The sequence below is a fragment of the Thioalkalivibrio sp. AKL6 genome, from assembly GCF_000376905.1.
GTDB classification, from domain to species: Bacteria; Pseudomonadota; Gammaproteobacteria; order Ectothiorhodospirales; family Ectothiorhodospiraceae; genus Thioalkalivibrio; species Thioalkalivibrio versutus.
Genome location: NZ_AQXS01000009.1, coordinates 247,813 through 261,195 on the forward strand (window position 1 = coordinate 247,813; position 13,383 = coordinate 261,195).

The following is a 13,383-nucleotide window of genomic DNA, read 5'->3' on the forward strand; positions in this document are numbered from 1 at the left end:
CGCCGTGGCGCTCGCGTCCGACTCGCAGGGCCCGGCAACGCCCGAGGCCGAGGCCCGTTGTTTCCACTGCGGCCTGGAGGTGCCGGCAGGCGCCTGCTACCCGGTGACGTTCGAGGGCCGCGAGGAACCCACCTGCTGTCCCGGCTGCCAGGCCGTGGCCGGCGCGATCATCGAGCGTGGCCTGGGGGCCTATTACCATCACCGTGATGCCCCCCCGGCGGACACCGGCAGCCCCCTGATCCCCGACGAGCTCCGCGAGCTCGAACTGTTCGATCACCCCGGCGTCCAGCAACAGTTCGTCGCGCCCGCCGGCGCAGGGGGCGACCGCCGTGAGGCCGCCCTGATGCTCGAGGGCATCACCTGTGCGGCCTGCGTATGGCTGAACGAGCGTCATGTCCAGGCCCTTCCGGGCGTGGAGAGCTTTCGCGTGAATTACTCCACCCATCGCGCGCAGGTCGTCTGGGACCCCGCGCGGATCGCCCTGTCGGATATCCTCAAGGCGATCCGCGACATTGGGTACCACGCCCATCCCTACGACCCCGGCACCCGCGAGCAGGCGATCGCCCGCGAACGGGGCCTCGCCTTGCGCCGGATCGCCGTTGCCGCCCTGGGGATGATGCAGGTGATGATGCTGGCCGTGGCGCTCTGGCTGGGCGCCGAGGACACCGAGCACGAAGACCTGCTCCAGTTCATGCGCTGGGTGGCGGCGGCGCTGACCACACCGGTCGTCCTGTATTCGGCGATCCCGTTCTACCAGAGCGCCTGGCGCGACCTGCGTCATCGGCAGCTGGGGATGGACGTGCCCGTGAGTCTGGCGATCATCGTGACCTACCTGGCCAGCCTGTACGCGGTCCTCCTCGGGACCGGCGAGCACGTCTATTTCGAATCGGTCGTGATGTTTGTCTTCTTCCTGCTCACCAGTCGCTATCTGGAGCTGATCGCGCGCCAGCATGCCAGCCATGCCATTGACCGCCTGGATCGCCTGGTCCCCGCCATCGCCAATCGTCTGGATGCAGCCGGGCGCATCGAGGCGGTCCCGGTCGGCGAGCTGGTGCCGGGGGATCGGGTACGTGTTCGCCCGGGCGAGACCATCCCCACGGACGGCGTGGTGTGCGAGGGCGAGTCGACGGTCAATCGTGCCCTGTTGACCGGCGAGCCCGAGCCGCACGCGGTGCGCGTAGGGGATCCCGTGACCGGCGGGACCGTGAACGTCGATGGCCCACTCGCCCTCGAGGTCCAGCGCGTCGGCGCCGAGACGACCCTGGCGGCGATCCAGCGGCTGCTCGATCGCGCCCAGACCGAGAAGCCGCGGATGGCCCGGATCGCCGAGGCCGGTACCGGCTGGTTTGTTGGCGCCGTCCTGGTCCTGACGGCGCTGGCGGGTCTGGTCTGGTATGCGTGGATCGATCCGACGCGGGCCCTCTGGGTCATGGTCGCCATGCTGGTCGCCACCTGCCCCTGTGCCCTGGCGCTCGCGACGCCGGTCGCGCTGACGGCCACTACTGGCGCGTTGTCGCGCCTCGGTCTGCTGGTCACGCGCGGCAGTGCCCTGGAGACCTTGCCGCGCGTCGATATGGTCTGCCTCGACAAGACCGGAACCCTGACCGTCGGCATGCCGCGTCTGGTGGCACAATCCGAGCTACAGCCCGCGCCCGAGGGGGCTGATTGGCTGGACTGGGCCGCCGCGCTCGAGGCCCATTCCGAGCACCCCCTGGCACGCGCCCTGATCGCTCCGGCCAAGTCCTCATCGCTGCTCGCCAGCGAGGTTCGCAACCTCCCCGGGCGCGGCCTCGTTGGCCACATAGAGGGCCACCGTGTGGCCATTGGTGGATCGTCGATGTTGCCGCAGCGCGGTACGCCCAGCCCGGAGGCACCCGCGGGCTATCCCCTGGCCACCCCGGTCTGGCTGGTGGTCGACGACCAACCGGTCGCCCTGTTTTGGCTGGCCGACACTCCGCGTCCCGGGGCGCGGAACGTGATCGCCGATCTGCAGCGGCGTGGGTTGCGGGTGGTCTTGCTGACCGGGGACCGCCCGCAGGCCGCGCAGGCCTTCGCGGCGGAAATGGGCATCGCCGAAGCCGAGGGTGGCCTGACCCCGGAGGGGAAGCTCGCCTATGTGCACGCTCGCCAGGCAGAGGGCCGGGTGGTCCTGATGGCCGGCGAGGGCATCAACGATGCCCCGGTGCTGGCCGGGGCCGACGTATCGCTGGCGATGGGTGGCGGCACCCAGCTGGCGCAGAATCAGGCCGACCTGGTCCTGCTCTCGGATCGCCTGGAACACCTGCCGCAGGCGCTGGACCAGGCGCGCCACACGCGGCGCGTGATCCGGCAGAACATCGCCTGGGCAATCGGCTACAACCTGGTGGCCCTCCCGGTGGCCGCGGCGGGGCTGCTGACTCCCTGGCTGGCAGCGCTGGGCATGTCGCTCAGCTCGTTGCTGGTGGTTGGCAATGCGCTGCGCCTGCGTCCGGGGCGCGACGTGATGAACACAGGCGCCGAGTCGTCGGTGGCGTCCGGAGAGGCTGTGCACGATCCGGCGTCACGGCCACCCCCGGTTTAAGCCGTTCGCGCGCCTGGGTACACTGGAAGCATGTCAATCCTCTACCTGTTGATCCCGCTGGCCATGCTGTTCGCCCTGGTGGTGGGCGTGGTGCTGTTCTGGGCCATCCGCTCGGGGCAGTACGACGATCTTCAGGGCCCGGCGCATCGCATCCTGATGGACGATGATGACCCGCGTATCCCGACCGGCTCCGGCGAGGAGGCCCCTCCCGACGCGACCGGTGGGGGTCGGCAAAAGTCCCAGCGCTGACCTCGGTCGAACTTGCGCCGCGCTGCGGACCCGCTTACCCTTTGCTTATTCTGGTTGAAAATTCCCGAGGACTTCGAGATGCGCGAGTGGTTTACTTTCCCCAACTTTCCGCTGACGTTCACGGTCGGCCTGATCATCTGGTCCTGGATTAGCTTCTTCTCGGTGATCCTGTTCGGCTGATCGGGCATGGAACCGTGCCGGGTGCCGGGCTTGGTCCCGCTGCACCCGGCAACAAAAAGGCCCCGGCTGATGCCGGGGCCTTTTTCGTTCGGGGCCCTGGTTTCGCGAGGGTGCGAAAGCGTCAGTCGTCGAAGGCGGCCCGGATGCGTTTGATCGCGCTGTTCTCGATCTGGCGGATGCGCTCGGCCGAAACGCCGTACTCCGCGGCCAGCTCGTGCAGTGTCGCCTTCTGGTCGGCCATGTAGCGGCGCATCAGGATGGTGCGCGAACGCTCGTCCAGTTCGCCCAGGGTCTCGCTAAGGCGTTCCTGATAATGACGGTCCCAGTCCTCGTCCTCGGTCACATTGGCGGGGTCGTCGCTCAGGTCCTCCAGGCTCAGGCGTTCCGACGGGGCCTGATAGCCGTATTCATCGTCGGCTTCGGGGCCCGGGTCGAAACTCGCATCCTGGCTCGAGAGGCGGCGTTCCATCTCCCAGACGTCCTTTTCGGAGACGCCCAGATCCTGCGCCACGGCGGAGACCTCGGCATTGGATAGCCAGCCGAGACGCTGCTTGGCACTGCGCAGGTTGAAGAACAGCTTGCGCTGGGCCTTGGTGGTTGCGACCTTCACGATGCGCCAGTTGCGCAGGATGAACTCGTGGATCTCGGCGCGAATCCAGTGCACGGCAAAGGACACCAGGCGCACGCCCTGATTCGGGTCGAAACGGCGGACGGCCTTCATCAGGCCCACGTTGCCTTCCTGGATCAGATCCCCCAGAGGCAGGCCGTACCCCTTGTAGCCGCGCGCAACGTGGATCACGAACCGCAGGTTGTGCAGGATCAGCTGGCGTGCCGCATCCAGGTCCTGGCGCTCGTGCAGCGCCACGGCCAGTTCACGCTCGTGCTCGGCGTCCAGCACCTCGATGCGGCCAACGGCCTGCATGTAGTGATCGAGGTTGCCCACCGGTACGGGCATGTCGATGCGTGGAGTGGTCAGGGCCTGGTTCATGCGTGGTGTTTCCTCCCGATTCATGACTCTACATTAGCAGTCTGTGAATTGGAGTGCTAAACCCTGCAAAGGTTCCGGACGTTTCGTCCGGGGCGCGTGCCCCTAGGGGGCATCCCGCAGGGCATGGCCGCTGCCCAGCCGGGCGCCCAGCCAGCCGAGGAGGAGTCCGGCCAGGAGCAGGGCCAGGAGATGGGTGGCCCCGGGCAGGGACAGCCCCAACTCGAGATCGAACGCGGCCGCGGCCTGTTCCAGTGGCGCCCGGCTCAGGCCGATCCCGATGAGCAGCAGGATGCCGGCGAAAATGCCGCCGCCCAGGCCGGTCATCACGCCGCCGTAGAGGGAGGGTCGACGCAGGAACCGGTGGGTGGCCCCGCTGATCCGCGAGATGGCGATCTCTTCCCGGCGTTCGCGCAGCTCCGAGGCAGTCGCCAGGGCCAGGATCAGCAACGCCCCCAGCCCCAGCAGGGCGCCCACCACCGACAGGATCCGCAGCCCCAGCTGGTGCAGGCTGTTCAACTGCCGCACCCAGTCGTCGTCGCTGACCACGGTCGCACCCGGTACGGTGGCTGCAAGCGCCTCGCGCAGCGCCGCAACCGTCTCGGGATCCGCGGTCGCGGGGACCACATCCACCACGTCCGGCAGCGGGTTTTCGTCCAGCCAGTCCAGCAGGCCCGGGTCGGCCAGGCCCTCGCGATAGCGGGCCAGGGCCTCGTCGGCATCGATCCAGATCCAGCGTTCCACCCGGGCATCGGTCTCCAGGTGGCGTTCCAGATCCGCGACCGTGGCCGCCTCCACGCCGTCGAGGTAGAGGGCGATGCGTGGGTCATGGTCCACGTGGGCGGACAGGGCGCGGGCGTTGTCCAGCAGGACCCAGAGGTAGGCCGGCAGGGCGAGGATGAAGCCCAGCACGGCAATGCTGATCAGGCTCAGAACCGGGGCCTGCAGGCGGCGCTGCAGGCTGCGCCGGGCGGCATCCCGATGGGCCTCCAGCCAGGCCGGCACGGTGTCCAGCAGGCGACGGCCCGGCTTCATGCCGGGGCCCCCGCGGCCGCACGGGCCTCGATGCGTCCGTCTTCCAGGTGCAGGACCGGCTTGCCCATGCGCTCGACCAGGCCGAGGTCATGGCTGGCGATCAGGGCGGTCATGCCGACCCGGTTGAAGTCGTCGAACAGTTGCAGGATCTCACGCGACAACGCCGGATCGAGGTTGCCGGTGGGCTCGTCCGCCAGCAGCAGGACCGGCCGGTGGACGATGGCCCGGGCAATGCCGACACGTTGTTGTTCGCCCGCCGACAGGGTGCGCGGGTTGACCCCCTCCTTGTGCAGCAGCCCGACCTTGTCGAGCGCCGCGCGCACGCGTTTGCGCATCTCCGGGCGGCGGTAGGCGAGGATCTCCAGCGGCAGGGCGACGTTGTCGAACACCGGGCGGTCGAACAGCAGGCGATGATCCTGGAACACCAGCCCGATACTGCGCCGAAACCCCGGAATCGCGCGGTTGGAGAGGCGGTCGAGGTCGTGGCCGTTGACCCGGATGCGCCCGCGGGTCGGGCGCTCAAGCCCGGCGATCAGGCGCAGCAGGGTGCTCTTGCCGGCGCCGGAGGGCCCGGTGATGAAGGCCATCGCTCCGGGGTCCACGCGCAGGCTGACGTTACTGAGCGCCTCGGACGCGCTGCCGAATCGCTTGGTGACGCGTTGCAGACGAATCATCCGGTGGGCTCGTCAGTCGCTATCGCGGCCGAGCAGGGCGCGCACAAAGGCGCGGGCATCGAAGACCTGTAGATCCTCGGCCTTTTCCCCGACCCCGATGAATCGCACCGGAATGCCCAGCTGTTCGGCCAGCGCGAACAGCACGCCGCCCTTGGCCGTGCCGTCCAGCTTGGTCACGACGATTCCGGTCAGGCCCAGGGCCTCGTGAAACTGACGGGCCTGGTTCAGGGCGTTCTGGCCGGTGCCGCCGTCGACCACCAGCAGGACCTCGTCCGGGGCGTGTTCGTCCAGCCGGCCCATCACGCGCTTCACCTTGCGCACCTCGTCCATCAGGTTGGTCTGGGTGTGCAGGCGCCCGGCGGTGTCGGCAATCATCACGTCGATGCCGCGCGCCTGCGCGGCCTGCAGGCCGTCGTAGACCACCGAGGCGGAATCCGCCCCGGTGCCCTGGGCGATCACCGGAGCGCCATTGCGCTCGCCCCAGGTCTGCAGTTGTTCCACCGCCGCGGCGCGGAAGGTGTCGCCGGCCGCCAGCAGCACCGAGCGATCGTCCGCCTGCAGGTGGTGGGCCAGCTTGCCGATGGTGGTGGTCTTGCCGGCGCCGTTGATGCCGACGACGAGGATGGAGAAGGGGCGTTCGGCCTCCGGGATCTCCAGGGGGCGCGAGACCGGCTCGAGGATCTCGATCATGGCCGCCTCCAGGGCGTCCATCAGGGCCTCGGCATCATCCAGTTGCCCGCGTTTCACCTCGCGGGTGATACGATCCATGATCCGCTGGGTCGCATCCAGGCCCACGTCCGCGAGGAGCAGGCGTTCTTCCAGCTCCTCGAACAGTTCGTCGTCGATCTTGCGCCGGAGCAGCGACCCCAGGTCGCCGCCCAGTACCTGCCCGGTCTTGGCCAGGCCCTTGCGCAGGCGCTGGAACCAGCCGCCGCGGGCGGGCTTCTCCGGCTCGCTGCCAGGTGCCTCCGTGTCGGGGGTGGCCGGGTCTTCGGACTTCTTTTTGCGGAAACCGAACATGCTCGATGTGGTCAAGTAGAGAGTTCGCCAATGCTAGCACGAGGATTCATGAATCATGCGCGGTAAAAACCTGGTCACAGTGCTCGTTACGGCGTTTGTCTTTGCCTGGCCCGTCGGGGTCCTGGCCGCGACGCCCGAGATCGAATCGAAGGTGGTCGAGACTACGCTGGACAACGGCCTGACGGTCCTCGTGCTGGAGGACCGGCGCGCCCCGGTGGTGGCCAACATGGTCTGGTACCGGGTCGGGTCGGCCGACGAGCACAGCGGCGTGACCGGCATCTCGCACATGCTGGAGCACATGATGTTTCGCGGGACCGAGCAGTATGAGCCCGGCGAGTTCTCGCGCATCGTTTCGCGTCTGGGCGGGCGCGAGAATGCCTTTACCGGCCGTGACTACACGGGTTATTTCCAGATCATCGGGCGTGATCACTGGGAGACCATGATGGCGATGGAGGCGGAGCGCATGCAGCACCTGAAGCTGCAGGAAGACGAGTTCCGTCCGGAATTGAACGTGGTAAAGGAAGAGCGCCGTCTGCGCGTGGAGGACCAGCCCAACTCTCTGGTGCGCGAGCAGCTGATGGCCACGGCTTTCCTCAATCATCCGTATGGCAATCCGGTGATCGGCTGGATGAGCGATATCGAGGCCTACACCCTGGAAGACAATCAGGCCTGGTATGACCGCTATTACCACCCGAACAACGCGGTGGTCGTGGTGGTCGGCGATGTCGATGCCGAGCGGGTCATTGAGGCGGCCCGGGAGCATTTTGGGGACATCCCGGCGGGTGATCTCCCGGAGACGAAGCCGCGCGCCGAGACGCCGCAAAAGGGCGAACGCCGCATCACCGTCGAGGCCCCCGCAGAGCTGCCCTACCTGCTGATGGGCTGGAAGGCGCCGGTTCTGAATACCGTGGACGACCCGGTGGATGTCTACGCACTGATGGTGGCGGCCGGGGTCCTGGATTCCGGTGAGGCCTCGCGCTTTGCCCGCGAGATCGTACGGGGCGAAGAACTGGCCGGCGCGACCTCGGCCCGCTACAGCCCGTTCAGCCGGCTGGATGACCTGTTCATGATTGCGGCGGTGCCCACGGCGGCCACGGATGTGGAGACGCTTGAGGCGGCCCTGCTGGAGCAGGTGGAGCGGCTGAAGGACGAGCCGGTCAGCGACAGCGAACTGGAACGGGTGCAGGCGCGGGTGATCGCCTCCGAGGTGTACCAGCGTGACTCGGTGCGCTCCCAGGCCTTCCAGCTGGGCATGCTGCAGATCATCGGCGTCGGCTGGCAGGAAGGCGATCGCTTCGTCGAGCGCGTGCGTGCGGTGACTGCCGAGGATGTGCAGCGCGTGGTGCGCGAGTACCTGGTGCCGGAACGACGCACGGTCGGCATTCTCGATCCGCAGCCCCTGGATGGTGACGACCCGCCCGATCCGGGTGCGGTAGAACCCTATGGCGATACCGCGGGGGGTATGTGATGACGGGAGGCAACATGATGCGAACGGGATTCCTGGTAGCCCTGGTCGGGCTGCTGGCGCTGGCGCTGCCGGTCCAGGCAGTGGAGATCGAGGAGTGGGAGACCGACGAGGGGCTGCGCGTGCTGTACGTGGCGGCGCCGGATTTGCCGATGGTCGACCTGCGCCTGACCTTCGACGGCGGGGCCTCGCGCGACGGCGACCAGAATGGCCTGGCCTCGTTGACCAGCAGCGCCCTGCAGCATGGCACGGCGGAGATGGATGCGGACGCGCTGGCCGAGGGTTTCGAGTCGGTGGGCGCGCAGTTCAGCACCACGGCACTGCGCGACATGGCCATCGTCAGCCTGCGTAGCCTGACCGAGCCGGACTGGATGGACGCGGCGCTGGAGACCCTGTCCGCAGTCCTGGCCGAGCCCGCCTTCCCGGAGGCCGATTTCGATCGAGCCCGGCGCCAGGCCCTGCAGGGGCTGCAGCGCGAGCGCCAGGATCCCGGGAGCGTTGCCACCCGGCGTTTCTACGAGTTGATGTATGGCGATCACCCCTACGCCAACTGGCCGGGCGGCGAGCGCGAGACCCTGGAGGCGTTGCAGCCCGCGGATGCCCGCGCGTTCTACGAGCGCCACTACACCACGGCCAACGGCGCCCTGGCGATCACGGGCGGGCTGAGCCGCAGTGAGGCCGAGGCCGCGGCGGCACGCATCTCCGCCGCCCTGCCGCAGGGGCCTGCGGTGGAACCGCTGCCCGCGGTGGAGCCGCGCGAGGACCCGATCGAGGAGCGTATCGACTTCCCTTCCGAGCAGGCCCATATCCACATGGGGGCCCCGACCCTGCGCCGCGGCGAGGATGACCACTATGCCCTGACCCTGGCCAACCATGCCTTCGGCGGGGGCGGCTTTATCTCGCGCCTGTTCCGCGAGATTCGCAGCGCGCGCGGACTGGCCTATTCGGTCAGCAGCCGCTTTCAGCCCATGGCGGTCGAGGGTCCCTTCCGGATCGGGATGCAGACCGGGGTCGATCAGGCGGACGAGGCGGTGACCGCGCTGCGCGAGGAACTCGAGCGCTGGCATGCCGAGGGTATCGATGCCGACGAGCTGGAGGCCTCGCGCGAGAATGTGGTCAACAGCTTCCCGCTGTCGTTGGCCTCGAACAGCGACATCGTTGGTCTGCTCGGGATGATCGCCTTCTATGACCTGCCGCTGGATTATCTGGAGCGCTACATCGAGCGCATGGAGGCGGTCGAGCTGGATCACCTGAATGCGCGGCTGCGCGAGCGCATCAACCCGGAAGCGATGGTCACGGTGATCGTGGGTGGGCAGGAGTAGGCGCGCCCCCGCCGGGCGCTCTGCGCGCATCCGCATCATCGGCGGGGCCTGGCGCCGCCGCTGGCTGCCGGTGCTTGGGGTCGGCGGGTTGCGCCCGACCGCGGACGCCCTGCGCGAGACCCTGTTCAATTGGCTGCAGCCGCGACTCCCGGGCACGCGGGTGCTCGACCTGTTCGCCGGCACCGGGGCGCTGGGGCTGGAGGCGGCCTCGCGCGGGGCGGACTCGGTGCTGCTGGTCGAGCGCGATGCCCGTGCCGCGGCCCAGCTTCAGGCCAACTGCGAGACCCTGGGGGCCGAGCAGGTGAGCGTGCGCCGGGATGATGCCCTGCGCCTGCTGGCCGGGGAGCCGCCCGGCGGGTTGCCCTTCGATCTGGTGCTGGTGGATCCGCCATTCGGCCAGGGCCGGGTGGCGCCGGTGCTGGAGGCCCTCCGCACGCACGACTGGCTGCACGCGGACAGCCGGATCTACGTGGAAATCGAGTCCGAGGCGGACCTCGATTTCCTCGCTGCGGGTGGCTGGGAGATCGAGCGCGAGCGTCAGGGCGGGCAGGCCCGTGCCCTGTTGCTGGCCCGTGCTCCAGTCGCCGAGGCGGCGTAATATGGCCTCGGATATGACGCCGGGTGCGCAGCCCTTCACGTTTTTGCAGTCGGAGTAGTCTTTCGCTACGGTGGCTTTGCCCCACCTACTGCGGCAACGCCCAACGGGCGTGATCCTGTGCGGCTCCCGGAGCACGTTCGGAGCAAGCCCGCGCCGGCCCGCGTTCGCCACAAGAATACAAGGGGAAACCGAATGGATGAGCAGTCCACCCCCGGTCTGACGCAAACCCGCCTCGGCGGCTTTGGCGTGATCTGCAGCCCGGTCTTCTACACCTCGAGTATCGTGATCGCACTGTTCGTCCTGTTCGGGGCGATCTTCCCGGACACCGCCGAAGCGGTCTTCGCCCAGCTGCAAAGCGGCATCGGGGAGTATCTCGGCTGGTACTACATGCTGGTCGTCACCGTGTTCCTGGTCTTCTCCCTGTACCTGATGTTCAGCCGTTACGGTGGGGTGCGCCTGGGCGATCAGTTCGAGGCCCCGCGCTTTAGCTACACCGCGTGGTTCGCGATGCTGTTCTCCGCGGGCATGGGGATCGGGCTGCTGTTCTGGAGCATCGCCGAGCCGATGTACCACTACCTCAGCCCACCGCACGCCGAGGGCGAGACCAGCTCGGCGGCTGTCGAGGCGATGCGCTACACCTTCTTCCACTGGGGGCTGCATGCCTGGGCGATCTACATTGTCGTCGGCCTGTCGCTGGCGTATTACGCTTACCGCCACAATCTCCCGCTGCTGATCCGTTCCTCGCTGTACCCCTTCATCGGCGACCGGATCTATGGCCCCTGGGGGCATCTGGTGGACGTGGTGGCGCTGTTCGGCACCATGTTTGGCGTGGCGACCTCGCTGGGCCTCGGTGTCATGCAGATCAACTCGGGCCTGAACTTCGTGTTCGGGATCGAGGAATCCACCTACATGCAGATCGTGCTGGTCGCGATCATTACCCTGATCGCGGTGGGCTCGGTCGCGCTGGGCGTCGACAAGGGCATCAAGCGCCTGTCGAACTTCAATATCGGCCTGGCGGTGATCCTGATCGCGCTGCTGCTGGTCATGGGCCCGACCCTGTTCATCCTGCGCCTCCTGGTGGAGAGCACCGGCGTCTATGTTCAGTTCCTGCCCGAGATGAGCCTGTGGGCCGACACGATCGAGGATTCCGGCTGGGCGACCTCCTGGACCATCTTCTACTGGGGCTGGTGGATCTCCTGGGCCCCGTATGTCGGCATGTTCATCGCGCGGGTCTCGCGTGGCCGCACCATTCGCGAGTTCGTCGCCGGCGTGCTGCTGGCCCCGACCGCCGCGGCCTTCGTCTGGCTGGCCGTGTTCGGCGGCACTGCGATGAGCTACGAGCTCGAGGGTGTGGTCGACCTGACTGGCGCCGTGTCGGAGAACATGTCCACCGCGCTGTTCGTGACCCTCCAGGCCATGCCGCTGTGGGATTGGCTGTCCGTGGCCGTGATGGCGGCGGCGACGGTGCTGATCGTCACCTTCTTCGTGACCTCCTCGGACTCCGGCTCGCTGGTGATCGACACCCTGGCCTCCGGTGACGTGCGCAACCCGACCGTCACCCAGCGCGTGTACTGGGCCATCCTCGAAGGGGTTGTCGCGTCCATCCTGCTGTTGGCAGGCGGTCTGGCCGCGTTGCAGGCGGCCGCGATCAGTGTCGGGCTGCCGTTCTCGGTCATCATGCTGATCATGGTGTTCGGCCTGTGGAAGAGCTTGCATCAGACCGAAGCGGTCACCCCGAGCAAGTACCAGAAGGAAGCCCCGCCGCCGCATACCCTGTTGGGGTATACGGAAGATCTGGACGACAAGATCAAGTAGGGGGTAACGATGGCTGCGTCCCGAGTGGCGCTGCTGGGATGCGGGCTCATGGGGCAACCCATGGGCCTGCGTCTTTTGCAGGCCGGATTTCCCGTGGTGGCCTACAACCGCACGGTCGCGCGCGCAAGCGATCTGGCGGCCGAGGGGGTCACCGTTCACAGTTCACCCGCCGCGGCTGTCGCGGAGGCGGATGTGCTGGTGCTGATGCTCAGTGATGCCGCGGCCATCCATGCCGTGCTGGATGCCCTGCCGGCGGGTGCGCTGGATGGTCGCTGCGTGATCCAGATGGCGACCATCCTGCCGGCCGAGAGCCGGGCCCTGGCGGAGCGGGTGCGTACGGCCGGGGCCTGCTACCTGGAGGCCCCGGTGTTGGGTTCCATCCCCGAGGCCCGGGATGGTCGTCTGCTGATCATGGCGGGCGCCGACAGCGACGCGGACTTTGCCCGTGCACAACCGGCGTTGGCGGCCCTGGGCGAGACCCCGCGGCATGTCGGTCCGGTGGGGCAAGGGGCGGCGCTCAAACTCGCCTTCAACCAGCTGATTGCGAGCCTCACCGCTGCGTTTTCCCTGAGCCTGGGGCTGGTGCGTCGTGAGGGGGTCGAGGTGGATACCTTCATGGAGATCCTGCGCGACAGTGCGCTGTATGCCCCGACCTTCGACAAGAAGCTGGACAAAATGCTGTCCGGCGACTTCGGTACCGCCAACTTTCCGGTCAAGCACCTGCTGAAGGATGTGCGCCTGACCGAGCGCGCGGTGGAGGATGCCCACCTGGTGGGGCCGTGGCTGCCGCTGCTGGCGGATCTGCTGGATCAGGCGCGTGAACAGGGCCTGGCCGATGCGGATTATTCGGCCATCTACACCGCGATTGCCCCGAAAGTCAGGGGCTAACGATGGACATACGGCGGCCCTTATGCACAGAGCACGCCGATACCCCGCGGGAAGCGATGGCCCCGGGTCTGGCTGAATGGCCGTCGACTGGGGGTGGAATTAATGCGGAATAATCAGTCTATTGCGGTTCGGTTTTGCCGAGGCCGGGCATTTCCCACTTGACGTTTTTGGTGGATTCCGTTCCGGGCGCGACAATTCGTCCACAAAGTTATCCACAAGTTGTCCGAGTGGGTAAAACCACCCGGTCATTCAGGCAGTTGTCACCCGGAGTTGAAACGCGCTCTGCAAATGCCGTCGCAACCCGGTCTTGCGCTCGGGCGGGTAGCACCGCTATGCTAGCGGACTTTTCGCCAGAACCTGCGTGAGCCGACCATGAAAGCCGACATTCATCCGAACTACCACAACGTCAAGGTTATCTGCAGCTGCGGTACGCAGTTCGAGACCCGCTCCACGCTCTCCGGCGAGGAGATGCACCTGGACGTGTGCTCGCAATGCCATCCGTTCTATACCGGCAAGCAGAAGATCGTTGATACCGCCGGCCAGGTCGACAAGTTCAACCGCCGCTTCGCATTCTGAGGCTGCGGCGCGCCGG

General features: G+C 67.5%; 12 protein-coding genes. 8 read left to right on the top strand and 4 right to left on the bottom strand.

The genetic code is table 11. From position 1 onward, the window contains the following. Positions 1–4: 4 nt before the first annotated feature. Together D575_RS0106395 and ccoS are read left to right on the top strand one after the other, a co-directional pair. Positions 5–2,560: a heavy metal translocating P-type ATPase gene (locus D575_RS0106395; protein ID WP_018145089.1), complete on the top strand. Its 2,556-nt coding sequence runs from the start codon at positions 5–7 to the stop codon at positions 2,558–2,560. A gap of 30 nt (positions 2,561–2,590) precedes the next feature. Further along, entirely contained in the window at positions 2,591–2,809 is a 219-nt protein-coding gene (gene ccoS / locus D575_RS0106400; protein WP_018145090.1) for a cbb3-type cytochrome oxidase assembly protein CcoS, read from the top strand. 301 nt (positions 2,810–3,110) lie between these two features. On the opposite strand, the gene rpoH is transcribed toward ccoS, so the two are convergent. The 4 genes from rpoH to ftsY form a co-directional block, all read right to left on the bottom strand. Then, positions 3,111–3,977, bottom strand: coding sequence for an RNA polymerase sigma factor RpoH (gene rpoH, locus D575_RS0106410; protein ID WP_018145092.1), 867 nt, complete (start codon positions 3,975–3,977; stop codon positions 3,111–3,113). Positions 3,978–4,079: 102 nt separating this feature from the next. Further along, complete coding sequence (locus D575_RS0106415; RefSeq protein ID WP_018145093.1) at positions 4,080–5,009, bottom strand: ABC transporter permease; 930 nt, start codon at positions 5,007–5,009, stop codon at positions 4,080–4,082. Continuing rightward, positions 5,006–5,683, bottom strand: a complete 678-nt coding sequence (gene ftsE / locus D575_RS0106420; RefSeq protein ID WP_018145094.1) for a cell division ATP-binding protein FtsE — start codon at positions 5,681–5,683, stop codon at positions 5,006–5,008. Before ftsE ends, D575_RS0106415 begins: the two co-directional genes overlap by 4 nt. Positions 5,684–5,695: 12 nt before the next feature. After that, the gene (ftsY, locus tag D575_RS0106425; RefSeq protein ID WP_018145095.1) at positions 5,696–6,703 is read right to left on the bottom strand and encodes a signal recognition particle-docking protein FtsY; all 1,008 of its coding nucleotides are present in this window, start codon (positions 6,701–6,703) and stop codon (positions 5,696–5,698) included. A gap of 55 nt (positions 6,704–6,758) precedes the next feature. Between ftsY and D575_RS0106430 the strand changes: the two genes are divergently transcribed. The 6 genes from D575_RS0106430 (at position 6,759) to rpmE (ending at position 13,367) form a co-directional block, all read left to right on the top strand. Beyond that, positions 6,759–8,171, top strand: a complete 1,413-nt coding sequence (locus D575_RS0106430) for a pitrilysin family protein (protein WP_018145096.1) — start codon at positions 6,759–6,761, stop codon at positions 8,169–8,171. Positions 8,172–8,185: 14 nt separating this feature from the next. Then, entirely contained in the window at positions 8,186–9,490 is a 1,305-nt protein-coding gene (locus tag D575_RS0106435; protein ID WP_018145097.1) for a pitrilysin family protein, read from the top strand. Then, entirely contained in the window at positions 9,477–10,088 is a 612-nt protein-coding gene (gene rsmD, locus D575_RS0106440; RefSeq protein WP_018145098.1) for a 16S rRNA (guanine(966)-N(2))-methyltransferase RsmD, read from the top strand. Before D575_RS0106435 ends, rsmD begins: the two co-directional genes overlap by 14 nt. 192 nt (positions 10,089–10,280) lie before the next feature. Then, complete coding sequence (locus tag D575_RS0106445) at positions 10,281–11,903, top strand: BCCT family transporter (RefSeq protein ID WP_018145099.1); 1,623 nt, start codon at positions 10,281–10,283, stop codon at positions 11,901–11,903. A gap of 9 nt (positions 11,904–11,912) precedes the next feature. After that, entirely contained in the window at positions 11,913–12,791 is an 879-nt protein-coding gene (locus D575_RS0106450) for an NAD(P)-dependent oxidoreductase (RefSeq protein ID WP_081612104.1), read from the top strand. A 372-nt stretch (positions 12,792–13,163) separates the two neighbouring features. Further along, complete coding sequence (gene rpmE / locus D575_RS0106455) at positions 13,164–13,367, top strand: 50S ribosomal protein L31 (protein WP_018145101.1); 204 nt, start codon at positions 13,164–13,166, stop codon at positions 13,365–13,367. Positions 13,368–13,383: the final 16 nt, after the last annotated feature.